The sequence below is a fragment of the Amycolatopsis sp. NPDC051371 genome, from assembly GCF_040682155.1.
GTDB lineage: Bacteria > Actinomycetota > Actinomycetes > Mycobacteriales > Pseudonocardiaceae > Amycolatopsis.
Window position 1 is genome coordinate 208,887 of record NZ_JBFBAG010000008.1, and the last position, 20,259, is coordinate 229,145.

Consider the following 20,259-nt stretch of genomic DNA (forward strand, 5'->3'; position numbering starts at 1 on the left):
CGAGTGGAGGTCTCGTGGAGTTGACGATCAGTGCCGACGGCGATGAGCAAGCACTCGAGGAGTTCTATCACTGGCTTCGCCAAGACGTCGACGTGGTGCGTTCGGCAACGATCAGCTCAGGCGGTTCGTCAGGCTCCGGTCACATGGGCGCGTTCGAGGTCGTCTGCATGTCCTTCGGTTCCCTGACCGGGTTGGCCAACCTGGGGATCGCGTGGGCGAGCTTCCGCCGCTCCAAGAAAGATGCGCCACCGTTGACGATCACTCTCGCCGACCCGTGGACCGACGAACAACTCGCCGTGCTGGCGAAGCAGGGCCTTCCCTTGGCGCCGGACGCCACGAGCGGCGGCGAGTGACGTGGTCGCTTCCCGAGCGGGGCTCCCCGATCCCCGGGCTTCACGGGCGGTGCTCGTCGGGGTGTCGGGATACTCGCGGCTTGAACAGCTGCCAGCGGTGGACAACAACGTCGCGACGCTGCGCCGGGCGCTCACCGACGCCGACCTGTGGGGTCTGGCAGACGAGCACTGTGTCGCGCTGCTGAATCCGTCTTCTGTCGATGAGGTGCTGGACACGGTGCACACGGCGGCTTCGCAGGCGTCGGAGGCGTTGGTGTTCTACTTCGCCGGCCACGGCTTGCTCGACAACCGGTCCGACCTCTATCTGGCGCTGCCGGAGGCGGCCGAGGACCGGCTGCACCGGGCAGTCCGGTACGACGACATCCGCCGGGAGATTGTTGACACCGCACGAGCCTGCTTTGGCAAGGTCGCGATCCTGGACTGCTGCTACAGCGGTCGTGCCTTGCTGGGCGGGATGGGCGGCTCCGCCGAGCTGGCAGACCACGCTCGCGTTGACGGCACCTACCTGATGACCGCAACGGCGGAGACGGGCCTGGCACTGGCACCGCCCGGTGAGGACTACACCGCGTTCACCGGGGCGTTGGTCGACACACTGATGCACGGCGTGCCGGACGGGGACGACCTGCTGGACATGGAAACGCTGTACTACCACGTACGGGCAGACCTGCAGGCCCGGCTTCGCCCAGTGCCCCAGCAGCGAACCCGCAACGACGGCCAGGCGATCGCGCTGGTTCGCAACCGCCGAGGTGGAGGGCGCCGCTCGGGCGATGAGACCGTGGACGAGGTACGGGTGCTGCCGCAGCCGCCGGCCGGGCTGGAGTCACTGATTCGCTGCCGCCCCGCCGATATGTACGCCGAAGTGCAGGCGTTGCGGGCACAGGGTCAAGACGGCCTCAGTGAGCAGGTCTTGGCCGCGTCAGGTGCGCTGCGCGCGGATCAGGAGGTCGCGGCCATCGTTGATCTCCTCCACACGAGAGCCGCGGCCTCGGACGTCAGAACTGTGATTATGGCGGCAGCTCAACGGCCTGCGGTCGAGGTGCTGCGGATAGCGGACGCGTTATCCGACACCGATCTGCCCACAGAGGCGAACCAGCTCGTGCACGCCGTCGGCGCTGGCGACTTCGCTGACACGGCGAACCTGGCGCGCCTCCTTCAAGCAGGCCAGCGTACTGACGAGCTCGACGATCTGCTGGCCGCCGCGTCCGAGGCCGCACAGGCACGGTCGGCGCTGATCGGCCTGGTCAACGCGTTATGGGTGGCGGGACTCCGCGACGAGGTGGACCGCTTGATCATCGAGGCCGCGAGCAAGCTGCCCGCCGCGTCTGTCGCCGCCCTGGCCGACGAGCTACGTGACGTCGGCCGGGAGGAGGCAGCATTCGGCCTCTACGCCGCTTCGGTGGACGTCGTGGCCACCCGGCCGCTCGAGGTCGTGGCGCAGCTTTGCCAAGCGATGACCGAGGCGGGCCGTCCTCAGGAGAGCGCTCGCATCGTCCAAGGCGTGATCGACAGAGCCAGCGATGTCGAGTCGCTGCTCGAGATCGCGACCACGTTCTGGAACACCGACCAGACGCCACACGCCGATCGGACGATGATCCGGGCAGCGGAGGTACTGTCGCCCCTCGACGTCACCGTCCTCGCCGCCGAGCTGCGTTCCCGTGAGCACGACCAAGCGGCATACCAACTCTGCTTGCGTGCGGCGACGTCCCGGCCCGCACCAGCGGTCCTGGAGATCGTCGCCGCACTACGCGAACAGGGCCGGCCGGTCGACGCGAGAAAGCTGCTCGAGGAGACAGCCGACCGGGCGACAGTGCGCACCGTAGTCGACCTGCTCGCTAGATGCGACAACCGAGATCGGCAGCGTGTCCTTCGAAATACGGCCTACCGCCCGACGAGCGACTGCGCCGACTTGCTGGCAGCGCTCGCGCCGGCGCATCCGGGTGTTGCGCAGGAGGTCACCGACTTGCTCGCGGATGCGGCCGGGTGGCGGCCTGACCTCGTCCCGGTCGTCATCGACCGCCTAGAGCCATCTGCGAAAGAGAAGATGTTCTTGAGGATCGTCAGCAGCGCCAATGCCCAGGCACTGGCCAAGCTGATCCGCGCCCTCTCTCTCGACGATGCCAAGACCCTCGTCTTTCTCTCGATTCGGGCAGGTAAGCCGCCGCTGGCGTCGATCGTCGACACTCTCTCGAACGAAGTGGTCGGCGATGTCGTGCGCGACTATCTACTGGCTCAACCACTGGAGCGGCTGGGTACGCTCGTCGAGGGCTTGCAGGCCGCGGAGTTTCCGTCGTATGCCGATGCTGTGCTGGAGGAGGTCGTGGCCAGTGAACGTGGTATCAAGGCCATTGCGCATGACATCGCGTTCCTGTTCAGGAGCGACGAATTAGCGGCCGGAACGATGGTGGTGCGCAGAGCGTTGCAGGGCCGCTCCAGTACCGCGCTTCAGAGCTTGGTCGCCGAGTTGCGCCAGCAGAACCAACCTGGCTCGCTCGCCGCCGCGGCGGAATGGATCAAGGAAACCAACGTCAGGATCGGCCCATCCAACGTCGATCGCATCCTGCGCCAAGCGGGGCTGGGCGAATACACCAGCCGCAAGACATGGCTGCAACGACGCCGGAAGACCGACTGACCCGCGCTTGCTGGCAGCTGGGTCAACGGTGCGTGAGTCACTTCGGTGGCACGGTCAGCTGACATAAGACCGGATATCGGCCTGCTCGTGTCTTGTTCGACAGCGGTAAGGGCTTCGAGTGATTCGAGAAGTGGGGCCATAGCTCTGGTGGCGAGCCCTGTCAGCGGCATAGACGTTCTCGCCGGCGGCGACCGTGGGCAGCGTACGCAGCGTGAGGGTGTCCGTCGCGGGCCGAGGTGTGGTCAATTGAGGCCGGATAGCCGCGCTTCAGGGTTGGTCGTGCCGGAGCGCTCGCTGCTTGCGGCCAACCCAGCGTGCCTGCCGCCTCCCTGCCTCCCATGCTTAGGTTCGCCGTTCTATCTGCTGGCGGCTCCTTGTCGAGGCGACAGAGGTGACCAGGGCTCCTGGAGCTGGAATACACCGGTCTGGAGGGTTGCTGCGACCGAGTGCAGGCGGACTGCTACCCGTTCAGGTGACGGTTTGACCGAGCGGTAACAGCCGGTGAAGAATCCGCGACCTTAGGACAACTGTTGTCCGACGGTGAGTGGGTGGCCGGCGTGGCTCATCTCGAATCGTTACTTGCAAGCTTGCACAAGGTGCCGGGCCGCACCTCCGTGGGATGGTCCCTGTGGCTCGCGCTGGGGGTTCCGGCCTTTGCCTGCCGCTCTTCGCCACAGTGTTCGACCTGGTAGAGGACGACTCGGTTATTCGAGGCGTTGGACGCCTTCCCCGCCCTTCGCGCGGTGCTGATAGCGGCTGTCGTGGCCATGGGATCACGCTAGCGGGATTTCCTGAACGGTCGCTCTGCTTTTCGAAGTGCTGTACGGGATTAGTAGTTCTCAAGAGGAGGTCAAGATGGACGTCGAAGACCGAGAAGAAAATATCCACCAAACCTACCTGGCCCTTCGTGTCGCCATGGTCATGCTCGTGGCGATGCTCTTCCTCGCCATCCTGTTGCAGCTTTGGTTCGTCAATGGTGGGCAGTGCTGGCAGACCTCGATCAGCGCCTACTATTTCACCTCGGTCCGGCCAGTTTTTGTCTGTGTTCTGTGCGCGATCGGCGCTTGTATGATCGTCTATCGCGGAAACACCGACTACGAGAACACCGCGCTCGACTACTCGGGGTTCTTGGCGTTCATCGTCGCGTTCGTGCCGACGAAGATCGACGACGCCTGTCTGCCGGTCAACGGCCCGGACCGGCCCGAGATCGAGGCCGCGGTCAAGACCAACGTGGGAGCGTTGCTCGTGATCGGCGTAGCCGCCACGATCGTCGGCCTGATCGCGCGGAGACTCCGTCACGGGCAGCTCGAAAGTCCCAGCCTGTACACCGTCGTCTCACTGTTGGTTACGCTGGCCGTGTTGCTCTTCGGAATCTGGCTGTATTGGAACGAACGAAACTGGTTCCTCGACCACGGCCACATCTACGCGGCGGTACCGCTGTTTATCGGGATCATCGTCGTCGTCCTGGCGAACGCCTGGACGGCCCCCCAGGGAAAGTTCACGATCTGGTACATCGCGGTCGCCATCGCGATGATCGTGTCGCTCCTAGCTGGAGGCATCCTCTGGCGCATGGGTGTGCAGCACTGGGCCTTGTGGCTGGAGGCGCTGATCATCTTCTGGTATGCGGTGTTCTGGGTCGTCCAGACGGCGGAACTTCGTGGCGCGACGAACCGCGCTCAAGTCGGGTGAACATCAGGATGCACGCCAGCCGTCGTTCCCTGTGCGTCAGGAACGAGCCTTGTGGGCGGCAGGGGTGAGACTGGTGGCCTGCGAAGGGAAGCTTCGTTTCCGCCCGGCTCGTCTGGCTCACCCAGCCTGCCAGGCACGACGAGACTGAATCAGGTCTTTCGGCACTGGTTGTGCGCGACGAAGCCTGTTGGAATACCAGCGGATCTCCTGACCGCTGTCGAAGTCGGCTAATGTGCGAGACGAGGAGCCAGGTGATGACAAATACCGATGTTGGTACAGCTCTTGTGCCTGAGGGGCTGGCTCAGGATGTCATGCCGGTGCTCACAGCCGAAAACTGTTCCGCGCGATTGCCTGCGTGGGGGGTAACGCGCGAATTTCGCTTCGGTCAGTTCGTCCGGCTCTACGACGAGCGAATGTTAGGTGGCAAGCGGCAGGTCACGCCGCTCCTGCTCAGCGCCGACGGCGACATCTTGCAGACTGGCACCAGCGGGGCGACCGCGGACGGTGGACATCTGCCAGGTGTCGGGGCACCGAATGCACCCACGACGGGCCGGACGTTGTCGTTGCAGGCCGTCGAGGCGGCCGACCTTGACCGCGTGGTCACCGGCACGGCGAAGTCCGCCTGGAAGGTCGACGATGTCGAGCAGTTGGTGAGGACCGGCGTGCTGCACGTTCGGGGTGCTACTGTGTCGCTCGACCTTGGTCCGCTGGCGGTGCGGGAGCTGCGCGCCGGGCGGGAGGTCGCCGTAATGGCGAGGGTTGGCGATGCCGCGCCGGACGTGGTGCGGCTGCAGCCGACCGTCGCGTCGGTCTCGGTCGACGGGGCGAAGCTGGACTCGTTGATCGCGGCCCGGGAAATCGGTGCCGGTACAAAAAACAGGATACGGCTGGACGAGAGGACACTTGGCGAGCTCGCGCGGCACGGCGAGGCTGTCGCGCCGACGTGGCGTGAAGGCCGGGTGAACGGGCTAGCGAAGGTGACCGTGGCGAGTGGGACGTTGCCCGCCACACGGCCTGCCGCGGAGCGGATCGGCATCCGTGACGTCGTCGAGTTCCTGTCTGCACCGATCGTCCCGACAACGGATGGCGGTTCTGCCGTCGTACCGCTAGACGCCACGGGCGTGCGGGCGCTGCTCCAAGGCGAACCGGTGACCACCGCAGTCGGCGACCGTGAGGTGACCCTGTATCCGTTGGGCTTCAAGGCCGCAGAGCCGGGGCTGATGGAGATCAGCCGGGCGTACGTCCTCGACCCGAAGTACACCCGTTACGACCTCGGCAGGTTGCGTCGCGAGCTGTATCGTTTCGGGACCGCAACTGTTGATGGCGGTGCGGGGAACGATGACCCGCAGGCCAATCAACCGCCGCAGCAGCAGCCGGCGTTCACTACGCAGGGCCTCCCGGTCGCGATCCTGTTGCCGTGGAAGCAAACCTGGAGGCTGAAGGGATTCAGCCGCGGGAACCTGGTCTCCTCGCTCGCCCTCGCGCCTGGGGAGGAGATGACCATCGCCGTCTCCAGCTGGGAGCGGCGCACAAAGTCGCTCGCCCAGTCGTCCGAGACCGACGTCGAGCAGAACTTCGACTTCACCTCCACGACCCGGGACACCGAGGACGTCTTCCGAGAAGTCACCCAGTCCAACGAGTTCAACGCACAGGCACACGGCTCGCTCGACGCGTCATACTCCAACGGCGTCGCCTCCGTGCACCTCGAAGCCGGCGGTCAGGTGTCCAACACGACCAGTCTCGCGACGACGGCGCGGAACTCCACGCAACACGTGCGGGAATCCACCACACGCGCGGCGACCAGGGTGCGCTCCCGGCGGATCACGACGATTGCCGAATCGGTGGAGCGCACCACGACCAACCAGGTGGTACGCACCATCCGCAACCCGAACGACTGTCACACGCTGACCCTGAACTTCCATGAGGTGCTCGCTCACTACGACGTTGACATTCGTTTCGTGCGCCCGGCGGTCCGCGTCGTCGTGCTCGTACCCAATCCGGTCGATGTGAAGTTCTTCGACGAGCTCACTGCCCGGGTGAACGAGGCGACGCTGCGTGAGGGGCTGCTCGACCCGGCGCTGGCCGACGGGTTCGACGCGTGCCGGCTGCTCGCCGCGTACGGGTACGCAGAGGCCGAGATTCGCCGGCTCGCCAGCGAGGCCAAGCTGGAGCGGGAGCTGGACCGGGAGCGAGAGAAAAAGAAGAAGCCCGATGGATCGGATGACGACACCAAGCCGGAGAACCCTCAGCTGAAGCCGCTGCTCGCGCTGCTGACCGACCTGAAACGGCGGTGGAGTCCGTACCCGACAGCGGATGTGGACGGGGCACTCACCGCGATCGCGGGATGGAACACGCCGACGGCCCCGCAGGTGAAGGCTGCGCAGCAGTGGCTTTGGACCCGGCTGCTCGTCACGAAGTTCGGCACCGGCATCCCCGCGGCGCTCGGCGACCTGGCGGCGACGCCAGGGCCGGATGATGCCCGGCGAATCGTGGCCGCAGTCCCAGCACAAGGCGGCGCCCCGCCGCTGGACGGGCTGGTCAGCCTGACCGAAGGGGAGAAGGAGAATGCCGGGCTGTTCTCCCGGGTCTCGGTCAAGGGCGGGCCCTGGTGGTGGTGGTACCCGCGCGTGAAAGACAATGGGCTGTACAACGCGGACGACGGCGGCATCCCGGGCCTGCTCAACCAGCTTCGGACGACCTTCCAGGCGTGGGAGAGCAAGGAAGCGGAGGGCACCGGCATGCTCGCCGCCGCGGAAGCCGTCGCACAGGCTCAGAGCGAGCAGACCCAGACGACCATCGCCGACAAGCTGGAGATGAAGTTCGGGTCGGAGAACGTCGGCGCCGCAATGGAACGTCGGCAGGCGCTGCTGGCGCACCTGAACGCACACCGCGACTACTACCGCTTCGTACTGTTCCAAGGCATGCCGCCGAGCGAGCAGTTGCAGCGGCTGATGGAGATCGCCCCGCAATTGACGGTCGGCAGTTTCGAACCACACGTCGTCGCCTCGGACGGACCGAACCTCGCCGTGCCGCTCACACCGCTGGCCGAGACTGCGTTGGCAAAGCTGGTCAAGAACCTGTCGGACATCCTTGAGAAGGCGGCGGAGGACGCGCAGGCCGCCGGGGACGAGATCGCCACCGACCACACGATCCTGACCACGCCGGGGCTGAGCGTCGAGTCGTGGCTAGGCGGCTGCAGCGGCTGTGAGGAGCATCTAGAGAAGCGACGCTCAGCGCAAGTCCGGCTCAGCGTGGCGCAGGCGCGCGAGGCGGAGCTGCACGCGGACCGGCTGGCAGCGCGGTTGACGGCCACACCGCCGGACCTGACGGATCCCTCGCCGCCAGTCGCGCCGACGATCAGCGTGCACGTCGATGACGACTGAGCGGGCTGGGGTGCTGCGGCTCGGCGTGGACGGACAGGACGTCACGCTGGCCCTGAACGACGAGGCGGCCATCGACGCGTTCCTGCGGTCGGCACACCTGCTGGACGGCTGGCCCCGCGTGGACATGTACCGACACCAGCTGACGGCGCGGGTCGAGACGGCCGAGGCGGGCCTCCGCGGCCTGGCGAACCCCCCGCGCACCGCCGATCGAGAGGCCGTGCGCCGAGGAATCGCCGACACAGAGCAGGTGATGCTCGAGAATCGGCCCGCCCTGGCTGCCTGGCAGGCGGCGTGCGCACGCTTCGCGCCCGAGGTGCATCAGGCACTGGCGAAGGTTGAGGTCGCCGCCCAGGCACTGTGCCTGGAACGCCTGAACGCCGCGAAGGAGGTGATCCACGAAGAGGCCAAGCGCTACCTGACCGGATACGACGACGCCATCTTCGCGAAGGAGACGCTGCGTTTTCCCGACACGACCACGCTGGCCGGCAACACCGACATGACCTCACTGCGCACAGCTGTGCGGCACCTGGAGCAAGTGGAAACCGAGGAGACGCTCGACAAGGTCGCCGACGCACTGCTCATCGCGATGGCCAGCGTCCTGGTCCCCGCTGCCGGCACGGCCGTGGCCTTCGCCGATATCCGCCGTACGGCGGCCAGGGCCACCGTCCGGGCGGCATTACGTGACCGGCTCGGCGCCCAGCACCCTGTCCTGCATCGGATGGTGCCGACTGTCCGGGGACGGGCACCGTTGGAACCCGACGAAGCCCTGCAGATCAGCATCATCACCGCCCTCACCACCACCTGGGCCGCCGCCAGCACGGTGGCTCGGCGCGCTGCGGTCACCATGATGCACCCGGACGACGTTCGGTTCGAGGAGGGACCGGCGGCCGCTCTGGGCAAGCGACTCGCCGAAGGGGGCATCAAAGGCGGCGGCGGCTTCCTGCGACGGTTGCTCGGCAGCCCACTCGGTCCCTGGGAGTACCAGAAGATGGTCGCCGAGGCGGTAACCGACCTCGTCGGGCCCGGTGTCAGCGCGACCCGGCAGGCGGTCGCGGATGCCTACGGCGCGGCCGATCCGTCGCTTCGGGACGGCTTCGCAGAGACCGCGGCGATCATGGGCGCCATGGTGACGATGCACCTGGTGGCGCCACCACTGGCCGTGATCGCCGACGTGGTACTCGCGGTCAAGGGCATCGCCGAGCACGTCTCGAGCTATATGCGCGACAGCGACGCCTACAACTGTGCTCTCGATCCGGCCGACTCTCTGGCTGCCGAGCCGTCTGTGATCCGCCTCGCCCTGCAGTGTGCCGGCGAAGTCGCCGGCGGACTGCCGCCGGGCAAGGTCACGACCCTGGTCAGCGTCGTCGCGCCGCTGACTGCGTCCTTGGTGGATTGAGGCGGACATGCCACCGCGATTCAAAGCGCCCAAGGTCTCAGCGCCCACGTTCACAAAGCCCGCCGTAGCCATCGAAACGGCTGCCGCCAAGGCCGCTAGGCAGGCCGCCGACAAGGGAGAGAACATCTTCGTCCGCGCGCTTCGCCGATTGCTGCCCAGCGGAGGCGGTGGAGTCGCAGGTCTCCGGCTCGGGTTCAGCCCGCTCTCGGCCGTCATGGACGTCTCGCCCAACGTGGCGGTCGCCGTCACACGGTTGCATGCGGTCATCCACGTCGCGCAGGTCTGGCCAGGAACCAAGAACAGCCTGGTGCGGCTGGCGGTGGCCCGTCACGAACTGACCAAGGCGCTGGACACGCTGACCGAGGACGAGTTGGCCGAGGCGGTCCGCCGCATCCGGCCAGTCGCCGGCCAAACTACCGCGACACGATCGACTCGAGCGCTGCTCGAGGAAGCGAGGGGGGAGATCGCCGCCACCTTCGGCAATGCCGCGGGGAAAGCTGGCCGGAATGCTGTCGGTCCAGTGGCGGCGAAAGCGACAAAGGTGGCCGCGACAGCCGCGAAGGCCGCAGCGGGAAAAGTGGCCGAGGCAGCGGCACCGGCGGCCCGGTCGACGGCGTTCGACCTGGTCGAGAAGGTGGCCCGGCAAGTCGGCGAGGTTGCGATCGCGCAACGAGCATTCGAGCAGGCGTTGGGGTACGGAGGCGTCGCTGAGATCCGCGCGGCCGCGGACGCGCTCGCTGCCACGATCTCGCGCAATCGCAAGGCCGCTGGCCTGGGCGCCAACGAGGTGCAGCGCATTCGTGGCGCGCTGTCGACAGTCGTGCGCGGCTTCGAACGACAGGTCGCCGGCACCGCAGCGAAAACCCTACGACGAACCCTCGTCGAGGCGATGGGCGCCCTCGGCCCCACCACTCCCATTGCCGCCGTGCTTCGCCGGGTACTGCCGTGGCTGGCCGAGGAGAGCTGGCCCGAGATCGTCGCCGCGGTTTCCCGGATACCGCCGATCCCGCCCAACGTGCGCAAGCGCGCCGGTCAGGCCCTCGCCGACGAAGTACGTTGGCGAATCGGGGCGATCAAAGGTGTGCTCGGTGACGCGATCGCCAGGGCCAGCAGATACCGCAGGATCCGCATGGCCGAACTCGCCCGAGCGCGACGGTTCCTGGAGAGCCCTGCTGGCGCCGGCTACACGCTCAAGGTCGCCCGAACCCCGATCCGCGCGACGGTGCAAGACACCACGAGATTCGCTCTTTCCTATGACGATGCCATCGTCCTCGTGAACGAGGAAACCAAGAAGGCCGTCGTGGTGTTGTCGGCGCAGTTCAAAGCCGGAGACGCCGGGGCACTGAAGGCGTTGGCGCAGACCGAGCGAGACGTGGTGCGCGAGGCAGGCGGCCGACTGCTCATTGACGGCCAGCAGTACACCGTGGAGACCGGCGTCCTGTCCACCCACCGCGCGTTCGTGGGAACGAAGCTCGGCGTCGCCCCCGACGCCACCCAGACATTCGCGCAGCAACTCGGCCGCAAGGAGCTGACCTTCGTCGACCTGCCGACCGATCCAAAAGACCTGGACGACATGGCCGAATTCCTATTGCAGTCAGCTGGCACCATTCCCTAGAGCCCGATGGAGGCCACCAATGTCCACACCAGACACTCCCACGCCAGATGCGACGACGCCACCGACGTCGATGCCCGATCCACTCGTGCGGATGAGCCTTCCGACCTACCTCGCCGCCATCCTCACCCAAGTCGAGGAAGCCTCAATCCAACGCGATGTCGCACTCCTAGCCGGTGAGGATCAACTGGCTGGACAACTCGAAGAGCAGATCGCCGGCCGAGCCTGCATCGCACTCACTCGCGCTCGCGACGAGCTGCACATACCTTACATAAAGATCAGCCTCGAGGACAACGACTTCATCCGGAACGGCGGTGGCGTGCCGGGCATAACGATGGATAAGTTCATAGACACAGAGCGGCATGTGCTCCAACTCGTCGGGCTGACTGAGGACCTGGCATCGAAGCATGTCGACCTCGCCTTCGAAACCTTTAAAGCGACGAGGACAGTCATCCGGAACGAAGCTGACGTACTGACTGCGCTGACCGCAGGTGCAGAGGCCGCGTGCGCGATCCATCGGTCGCTCGTCGAAGCCAGACGCGCCGCAGAGGTCGGCCGTAGAAGGCGGCGCCGCCTTCTACGGATACTGGTGGCCCTAGGCGGCGCGGTCATCGCGGTGGCCAATCCACTCGCAGCACCGCTGATCGGACCCCTGATCGTGCCCCTTTCGGTGGCCCTGGGCAGTGGCGCGGCCGGCGCCGTCGCGAACCTCGTGGAGGATTAGTCGAGCCACCGCAGTGTCGCACCTGACGGAGCAACGTCTGCCCCATCTGCGTATCCGGGTGTCAGCCCGAACTACCACTCCTGGCGGGCGATCAGGGCTTGATCCACCGTTGCACGAGGACAGTCCTGCGCGGTTGTCGCCGTGGCGGGTCATGGCAACCCCGGCAAGATCACTGGAATCGACGCCGGCTCAGCCTGGGACGGCTGCCAAGATCTGTTCGTGATGACCACCGACGGCCATGTGTTCACCCGAGGATTCTCCGACCGTGATCGCCGGGACTGGTCGGGCAGACAGATTTTTAGGCACCGAAGCCGGTTGTCGGAGTGGCCTGGTCGGCCAAGAAACGTCCCTGTGGTCATCGCGAGTTGTTCGCCGTCACCAAGAGCTGACTTTTGCGCCGATGGAACCACCTGAACACCATCGGTGACTGGAGTGTCTGGCCCGACAGGGACGCTCCAGGCCCGTCCGGACCGTCACAGCCGGTTTCACCTCGGCGAGCACAACAAGACTTGGTCGTCGTCCTGGAAGACGGCGCGGAGTTCGCCCGGCGATGCGGCCGGATGGGGTGAGGGATGGGATCCCGACTGGACACCGATGTCCGCCGGTGAAACACGTCGTCGCCATCACCGGCACGTCTTTGACCGCCGGACACCTCGAACTGTTCGCGACCACCGACCACGGCGCCGCCCTGCTGCACCGCTGGTACTGGGCAGGTGCGGGATGGACCGAGTGGGAGCCGTTCGAATGGGCGCCCCAGTCGCCATAAACTGAGCGGCAGGCCGCTGCGATCCCCGCGCTGACAGTCGACTTGCGAGCCCTGGTTGGGTATCTCCTCAGATGTCAAAGGGGACCGTCACGTCCTACGCCTTCGCAAGGGGTGAACGGACTCGGCCATGCATAATGACGCTTATGCGCGACGACTTTGGCGAGCGCGTCCCTGGCGGGATTTTACTGCCTCAGACTCTGTCTCTCAATGCTCACGCTTCGGGTATTTCTTCCGTTTGGTTGCGGGGCGATCTGACTGCTCGGCCTCGTCTTGCTCTGTTTTGTCCTGTGGCTGGTTGCCGCGCCAAGCGGCTCGGAAACTGTGGCTAGCGATGATGACCTTGCTGCCCCATTTGATACCAGCAATGACCGCGCCAGCGACACCGCCTATGACCAGTACGATCGCCGGCCAGTTGTCGTTCCACCAGTGTCCGAGGTTCTGAGGCCATGATCCGCGAACCTCGGCCTGGGTCACGAACGTGGTGGTTTGCTGAGAGGGGTCTGCGATCGCGATGATGTCACCGGTGTTGGCTGTGACCACGGCTGGCCGGAGTTCCAGTTGTAGCTGGTAGTTTCCTGGTTCTTTGCCGGTCACCCGCCATGCCCAGTTGAGGATGCCGGCGGGATTGAATCGGCGTGCGTCCCACTCTTCGGGCGTGACGTCGACAGTATCGTCTCCGACTAATCGGGCGCTGAGGACGCATTGGACGGCGATGCGCGTGCTTGTGGCATCGGGTGCCGGTATTATCTCTGATGCTGGCAATGGCGCGTTGTTGATGTCGACTGCGGCGAGGTAGACGCTGGAGACACCCAGCTCCAGCGACATCGTCCGCGGGTAGTCCATCTGGCCGAGACGCCAACGAGGGCTATCGAGGTTTGCGTCGGCGGAGTCGTGCAGGCAGTCATCGACGAAATCGGAAACTGGTGCCTGCGTGCTGAGTGTGGCCTGGGTTGATGGCGGCGGCGCTGCGCTGCTGGCAGGCAGGGTGGTTCGGCTTGTTCCGGTTGCCGGCCGTGGGGTGGATCTTCTTGTTGATTCGGAGGTTGATTCTGGTAAGTCCGAGTGTGTGGCGGTTGTGCGTGGCGGGGTGGACGGGGTGTCTGGCGTGACTGGCTGTCGGCCGGCAACCCATATCGGTGTCGCGATGGCCAGGAACAACGTCGCGGCGCCGAGCGTCAGTCCGCTAGCGATCAGCAGGCGTCGTCGACTGCGGGCTTTGTCGTTGGCCGTTGGGGAAGGTTGCTCTGGTCCGTTCATGTCACCTCCCGCCGCGCAGCTGCCGTGTCTACCTAGTCCTGACGCAGGCACGGCGAGGCCTGTTACAAGCAGGTGCGTCGCCAACATGGCGAGATACCCGATTGCTGGGGGAAGAACTGCCTTGCGATAGCCGGCCGCACTGCTGCGCAAGGCGCTGATTCACTGGCAGTGCTATGCGCGGTGGCTGTACCGGACACCGGTGACCTGGTGGTCGGGACCTCTTGCGGATTCGACGAGTCTCGCGCTGCGTTGCTGGCTTGGCGCGCTATGGTCGGACAGAGTGCTTACACGCGGAGGGGAGGTGAGGTCGTGGCCACGGCTGACCAGGTAAAAGCCATGGTGAAGAGCCATGCGGAGGGGGACGACACCCGGTTCTACTCTGTGGCCCTGCAGGTCGCTGCGGGGGCGGCGCGGCAGGGGCAGAACCGGTTCGCTCAGGATCTGCGGGACCTCGTCGACACGCTGCGTACACAGCAGGGCTCGAAGTTCACGGCGTCGCGTCCTGTCCCGGTGGTTCAGCCGCGCGGCGAGCTAGCGCAGCTGCTGACGGTCACCTACCCGCAGAACCTCCTCGCCGACCTGGCCCTCGATCAAAATGTGCGAGAACGCCTCGCCCGCGTGCTGCTGGAGCAACGACAGAGTGACCGCCTCCGGTCGCACGGCTTCCAGCCTCTACGGCGGCTGCTGCTCACCGGCCCCCCGGGAACCGGCAAGACCATATCGGCGCACGTGCTGGCCGGCGAGCTGCGGCTTCCCCTGTTCATGATCAGGCTCGACGGGTTGATCACCAAGTTCATGGGGGAGACGGCCGCGAAGCTGCGGCTGATCTTCGACGCGTTATCGGAGACCCGCGGTGTCTACCTGTTCGACGAGGTCGACGCCCTCGCGGGCGACCGCGCCGCCGGCAACGACGTCGGCGAGATCCGGCGGGTGCTCAACTCGTTCCTGCAGTTCCTCGAGGTCGACACCTCCGACAGCCTGCTGGTCGCCACGACCAACCACCCGCAGCTGCTCGATCGGGCGATGTTCCGCCGCTTCGACGCGGTGATCGACTACCCGCTGCCCGCCCGCGAAGTCGTACGCGACGTGATCCGTGCCCGCCTGGCCAATGTCCCCACCGACCGGCTGAGCTGGTCGAAGGTCGACGCGGCTGCCGAGGGGCTCAGCCACGGTGAGATCACCATCGCCGCGGACTTGGCGGCCAAGGAAGCGATCCTGGCCGGCGACGGCAAGGTCACCACGACGAGCCTGTGCGCGGCGCTGCAGGAGCGGCGCCAGCACCTGCTCGGCTGACCCGCAGGCAACGTCGTGCCAGAACCCCGCGATCGCCCTCATCTGTTCATCCCGGTCCCTGCGCGGGCCGTCGATTACTCGCCGCCGCCGCGCCCGGTCAAGGGCAAAGCGGTCCCGGTGCCGGCGGATCGGCGTCAGCACGGCGAGCAGCTGCAGAACGCCCTGCGTCAGGTCGACGCCGATGCGGACGAACGACGGCGTCAGTGTGAGGTGCAGGTCGAGGGTGCGGTCGACGGCGTTTACGTCAGCTTCGAGAGCTTCCCCGGGGTGCAGCTGGCGCTGGAGAAGCTCGACCCCCGGCAGGGCGCTGTCCATCCGGAGCTGCGGTCGGTGCAGGAGGTCGACCTCGGCGACGGCGTGAGCGTGGAGCGAGCGACTGTGTTCGTCCCGCAGGGCAAGCTCAACCACTTCCTGGACCGGATCACCCAGTACGTCGAAACCGCCGATGCCGCGAAGCCCGATAACCGGGACCTGGTTGACCGTATCCAGGCAGTGCGAACGGCGTCGATTGCGGCGTTGTGGACCGACCCGCCGGCCGAGTTCCCGGAGCCGGGGCAGGTGTTCTGGTGGGAGGCGTGGCTGCGCCGTCGCGACGGGGACGAAGTGAGTCGGTTTCGAGCATTCGCCTCGGCCACCGGTCTGCGCACTGGTCGTCGCAGCCTCGGTTTCGGGGACCGCACGGTGCTGCTGGTCGAGGCGACCGTTGAGCAGCTCGCCTCGGCCGTCGACGTGCTCGACGACCTGGCCGAGCTGCGCCGGCCGCACGACCCGACCCAGTTCCTCGCGGAAGGTGACGCGACCGAGCAAGCCGACTGGATCGGCGATCTCGTGGACCGGCTCGAGCCCGCCGACCCCCAGGCGCCCGCGGTCTGTGTCATCGACAGCGGCGTCTACCAAGAGCACCCCCTGCTGCGGGGCTCGTTGCCCCTGGAGGACTGCCACGCCGCGGACCCCGCTTGGCCGGTCTACGACGACCGCGGGCACGGCACCGAGATGGCCGGCCTCGCCCTGTACGGCGACCTCGGACAGGCCCTGGCCTCACCGCAGTTACTGCGGCTACGTCATCGGCTGGAGTCGGTCAAGCTGCTCCCGCCGCCGCCGCTGCAGAACGCCCCCGACCTCTACGGTGCCGTCACCGCAGCTGGCACGAGCAGGGCCGAGATCCAGGCACCGGATCGACGGCGGGTCTACTCGCTCGCCGTCACCGCACCCGCATCCCCATCGACGAACGGCGCGGCAGCCGTAGCTGCGGCCGGGCAGCCGTCGTCCTGGTCGGCCAGCCTCGACGCGCTCGCCGCCGGTCGCAGCGTCCTCGCCGACGAGGACGGGCTGGTGTTCCTCGACGACGCCGACCACGACGCGAAGCGGCTGTTCGTCGTGTCGGCCGGCAACGTGCGGTCCTGGCATCCGGGTGAGGAGCATCTCGACCGCAGCGATCTGGAACCGGTGGAAGACCCGGCCCAGGCGTGGAACGTGCTGACCGTCGGCGCGTACACCGACCTGGACACCATGACCGGCGCCGCTGCCGACTTCGCCGGCTGGACGCCCTGGGCGCCGCGCGGCGAGCTCTCGCCGTTCAGTCGCACCTCGGTGGCGTTCAGTCGGGGCTGGCCGGTCAAGCCCGATGTCGTGCTGGAAGGCGGCAACGTGGCCCGCTCTCCGGACGGCACGGAGTTCGACACCCCGCCGAACCTGCAGGTACTGACCACCAACGCGCCGCTGGGAACCACGCGGCTGCTGACCACGACGCATGCGACCAGCGCCGCCGCTGCGCAGGCCGCGGCGCTGTCGGCTTCGGTGATGGCGGAGTACCCGGCGCTGTGGCCGGAGACCGTGCGGGCGCTGATCGTGCACTCCGCCGAGTGGACGCCCGCGATGAAGGCCCGATTCCCGGCCAACCGGAAGAAGGCGCCCCGGATCGCCCTCCACCGCCGCTACGGCATGGGCGTCCCCGACCTCGCCCGGGCCACTCGCAGCGCCACCGACGCGTTGACCCTCATCGCGCAGGACACCATCCACCCGTTCGCCGCCGGCACCATGCGGGAGATCCACTACCACGTTCTGCCCTGGCCCACCGACGTGCTGGCCGATCTCGGGGAAGCGCAGGTCCGCCTGCGGGTCACGCTGTCGTACTTCATCGAACCCAACCCGGGCCGGCGCGGCTGGCAGCGTCGTTACAGCTACGCGTCGCACGGTCTTCGGTTCGACATCCGCCGGGCGACCGAGTCCAACGCCGAGTTCCAGAAGCGGATCAACGAGAAGGCCCTGGCCGAAGACGAGCAGCGCGCCACCTCCAGCAATGACACCGGCGAGTGGTTCTTCGGTTCTGATCATCAGCGCGCGCCGGGGTCCTTGCACACCGACATCTGGAACGGCAACGCCGCCGACCTCGCCCAACGCGGCGCTCTGGCCGTGTTCCCGGTGACCGGCTGGTGGAAGGAAAACAAGACACGCGACCGCAGCGAGGACGGCGCCCGATACGCCCTGATCCTCTCGATCGAGACACCAGACCTCGAAGTCGACGTCTGGACACCCGTCGCCCAGCAGATCAACGTTCCGGTCAGCATCACCACGGCAACGTGACTCCCTGCCAGCCAACTTGCATCGTCGCATTAGGAAGTCGCTCGGCGGGCGGATTTCGACAGGCGACGGGCGTTGAGGTGCAACTCGAGCAAGTCCTCTGGGCAACGCGGCGTTGTCGCGGACGAATCCCGTTAGACTCGGGCCGCTTTCGACCAGGCGACGCCACGGTCGCTGCGGGCGCCTCGAAGTAATGAACGCGACGTGGTCCTGCGGCGCAGGTGCGGATGTCACCTCGTTCAGCAGATCGCTGGCGGCCGGTTCGAGTTCGTCGAGGCTGCTGGCATGGTTGTCGAGCAAAACGCGATTGGCGTGCCGGGGTTTATTTATCGTAACTGGTCAGCTAGAACTGTCTGGTGACCCACAGCACTCAAGAGGAACCTTCCCTCGACTGGCGGAGTACGTTCCAACAACTGGATAGCCTTAGTGCAGATGCGACCTCAGCAGTCAAAGCCAGTCGAGGTCGAGAGTTTGAGCGCATCCTCCATGCGATGCTAGAAGAGGCGGGTCTGGAGCCACGACTGAGCTACCGGCCGCTAGGCGAAGAGATTGATGGTTCTTTTGTCCTCAACGGCAGGACAATGCTTCTGGAGGCGAAATGGACTCAAGCGCCCCATCCGGCCTCTAGTCTGTATCAGTTTCGTGGCAAAGTTGATGGTAAACTCGTTGGCACGATTGGACTGTTCGTGAGCATGGCTGGCTTCAGTGCCGATGCAATTGACGCACTCGTTGCTGGCAAGCACCTGAATTTGATATTGGCAGACGGGAACGACATCCGTGAGGTCGTGTCGCGTAAAGTGGACATCGCAAGAATGATTGATCGTAAACTGCGTGCAGCTGCTGAGGCTGGAACGCCTTACTTCTCGATCGTCGGGGCCGGCAAGCCAGTTGCTCGTAAGGTATTTGTTGTGGAAGGCCCTTTTGATCGGCGAGCGCTTCTGTCGATCATGCGATTGTTTGGCGAACCGAGTCGGTTGGACGTGCCAGATATAATCCCTGCGGGCGGTCCGGCAAACTTGACTCGTATCGTTGAAGCTATTGCGCCGGGGCTTCGCGAGTCAACTCGGTTTATCCTGGTGGCAGACGGCGATGATTTATCGGCAAGGACGAGGCGTGATCTTCAGGAAATTTCTGACAAGGATGCGTTTGGTCACCTGGTAAAGGTAATTGTTCTGAGTCCTGACCTGGATCATGCGCTGGGATTAGCTCCCTCGCAGACGTTGGGCTGGGATGGGCGGCGACGGCTGCGGCCATTGGATGACGACCAGCTCGACACACTTATCGGGAACGCTGACCTTGGAGGGCGTGCAGCACAGGATCCGGCAGTTGCTGATCTATTGCATGAGCTCGATGTTGACATTGATCAAGATTGACAGGTTGATCACTGGCGGTGGGGTATCGAGATGTCAGCGACCGTGCTGAGCTTGTTGCGGTTGCTGACGGGGCAAGAGTTGGTCACGGGTGCACGTTGATGTCAACCGTGGTGGCTTGACCGCCGAGGGCTCCTGATTCGAAGTTCGAGGTAGTGCCGCTGCGAAGCTGTCCGGGCGTGAGGCCGTCAGCTTGCTTCGCGCAGTTGCGGCAGCCGGCTGGCTTCTGCGGGCTCGTAACGTGCCCGGGCCTCAAAACGACCCTGCTGGGGTGGGCAGGGCCTCGTGTTGAGCGCCGACCGATGGAGCGGAGTGCGTTGTGTCCGTGCGTGAGAAGGACGAGATCCGTGCCTACGTAGAGGAGCAGGCACACGAGGAAGTCGTCCATCTGGAGAAGGTGGCGTCCGAGCTGGTCGGGCCGATGCGTCACGATATCTGGGACGTGCACTGCGTGGAGAGCCGCTGGTGGGTGGTCACTAACCCGACCAACCTGTACGACCAAGCCGACTTTAAGAGCCGTGACGTGGTGCTGACGTTCCATATCGGGCTGATGCTGCGGACGCAGTACAACCAGGAAGGTGAGGTGCCGGTCGCCCCTGAGGTGGCGGATCTGCTGCCGGGTTCGTGGCGGCGTTGGCAGCAGGCGTTCGAGGCCTACGACAGCGGCGACGAGGCCGAGACGTTTCAGTCGGTCGGCGTGCGGCTGCGTGAGTGCCTGGTCTCTTTCGTCGGGGAGACGCGCAACGACGATCTGGTGCCGGAGAGCACCGTGGCGCCGAAGGCGTCCGACTTCAAGGGCTGGGCCGATCTGCTGGCCAACAGGCTGGCGGCCGGCGAGTCGGCGGCCCGCCTACGCTCGTATCTGAAGAAGCTGGCCGTCGAGACGTGGGAGTACGTCAACTGGCTCACCCACGCGAAGAACGCGATCCGGATGGACGCCGAGATCGGGCTCAAGGCGGTCGAGCACCTGCTGGGCACGTTTACCGCGGCGAGACTGCGGCTCGCGAGGACGCCGCAGCGCTGCGAGTCATGCGGTTCTTACAGCGTCGTCGCCGGTGTCTGCCGGCACTGCGAGTGGGCTGATCCCTCCTACGTTCCGCCTGAACAGCACGAGTGGTCCGAGGAGGAGCGCGGCCGGCGGCTGGCGGAACCGTGCACGCCGAGTTCGGACATCTCGACGTTCATCAGCCCAACCGACTTCTAACGG

Annotated in this window: 13 protein-coding genes; 12 read left to right on the forward strand and 1 reads right to left on the reverse strand. The window is 65.9% G+C overall.

What is annotated here, in order from left to right; genetic code table 11:
* Positions 1–14: 14 nt before the first annotated feature.
* The 8 genes from AB0M59_RS13370 (at position 15) to AB0M59_RS13405 (ending at position 12,552) form a co-directional block, all read left to right on the forward strand.
* Positions 15–353, forward strand: coding sequence for a hypothetical protein (locus AB0M59_RS13370; RefSeq protein WP_364613471.1), 339 nt, complete (start codon positions 15–17; stop codon positions 351–353).
* A 49-nt stretch (positions 354–402) separates the two neighbouring features.
* Positions 403–2,982, forward strand: a complete 2,580-nt coding sequence (locus tag AB0M59_RS13375) for a caspase family protein (protein ID WP_364613474.1) — start codon at positions 403–405, stop codon at positions 2,980–2,982.
* Positions 2,983–3,837: 855 nt separating this feature from the next.
* A complete protein-coding gene (locus AB0M59_RS13380) occupies positions 3,838–4,671 on the forward strand; it encodes a hypothetical protein (protein ID WP_364613477.1) in 834 nt (277 codons plus the stop codon).
* A 311-nt stretch (positions 4,672–4,982) separates the two neighbouring features.
* A complete protein-coding gene (locus AB0M59_RS13385) occupies positions 4,983–8,054 on the forward strand; it encodes a hypothetical protein (RefSeq protein WP_364613480.1) in 3,072 nt (1,023 codons plus the stop codon).
* Positions 8,044–9,450 carry a hypothetical protein gene (locus AB0M59_RS13390; protein ID WP_364613483.1) on the forward strand — a complete coding sequence of 469 codons (1,407 nt, stop codon included), beginning with the start codon at positions 8,044–8,046 and terminating at the stop codon, positions 9,448–9,450. The genes AB0M59_RS13385 and AB0M59_RS13390 overlap by 11 nt, the downstream gene beginning before the upstream one ends.
* A gap of 214 nt (positions 9,451–9,664) precedes the next feature.
* A complete protein-coding gene (locus tag AB0M59_RS13395) occupies positions 9,665–11,065 on the forward strand; it encodes a hypothetical protein (RefSeq protein WP_364613486.1) in 1,401 nt (466 codons plus the stop codon).
* Positions 11,066–11,156: 91 nt separating this feature from the next.
* Positions 11,157–11,786: a hypothetical protein gene (locus AB0M59_RS13400; protein WP_364613489.1), complete on the forward strand. Its 630-nt coding sequence runs from the start codon at positions 11,157–11,159 to the stop codon at positions 11,784–11,786.
* Positions 11,787–12,390: 604 nt separating this feature from the next.
* Entirely contained in the window at positions 12,391–12,552 is a 162-nt protein-coding gene (locus AB0M59_RS13405; RefSeq protein WP_364613491.1) for a hypothetical protein, read from the forward strand.
* 204 nt (positions 12,553–12,756) lie between these two features.
* On the opposite strand, the gene AB0M59_RS13410 is transcribed toward AB0M59_RS13405, so the two are convergent.
* A complete protein-coding gene (locus AB0M59_RS13410; RefSeq protein ID WP_364613494.1) occupies positions 12,757–13,377 on the reverse strand; it encodes a hypothetical protein in 621 nt (206 codons plus the stop codon).
* Positions 13,378–14,118: 741 nt separating this feature from the next.
* Between AB0M59_RS13410 and AB0M59_RS13415 the strand changes: the two genes are divergently transcribed.
* From AB0M59_RS13415 to AB0M59_RS13430, 4 genes are all read left to right on the forward strand, one after another.
* Entirely contained in the window at positions 14,119–15,102 is a 984-nt protein-coding gene (locus AB0M59_RS13415; RefSeq protein ID WP_364613497.1) for an ATP-binding protein, read from the forward strand.
* 117 nt (positions 15,103–15,219) lie between these two features.
* Positions 15,220–17,685, forward strand: coding sequence for a S8 family serine peptidase (locus AB0M59_RS13420; protein WP_364613500.1), 2,466 nt, complete (start codon positions 15,220–15,222; stop codon positions 17,683–17,685).
* 353 nt (positions 17,686–18,038) lie between these two features.
* Positions 18,039–19,055, forward strand: coding sequence for a restriction endonuclease (locus tag AB0M59_RS13425; RefSeq protein ID WP_364613503.1), 1,017 nt, complete (start codon positions 18,039–18,041; stop codon positions 19,053–19,055).
* Positions 19,056–19,377: 322 nt separating this feature from the next.
* The gene (locus AB0M59_RS13430; RefSeq protein ID WP_364613506.1) at positions 19,378–20,256 is read left to right on the forward strand and encodes a hypothetical protein; all 879 of its coding nucleotides are present in this window, start codon (positions 19,378–19,380) and stop codon (positions 20,254–20,256) included.
* Positions 20,257–20,259: the final 3 nt, after the last annotated feature.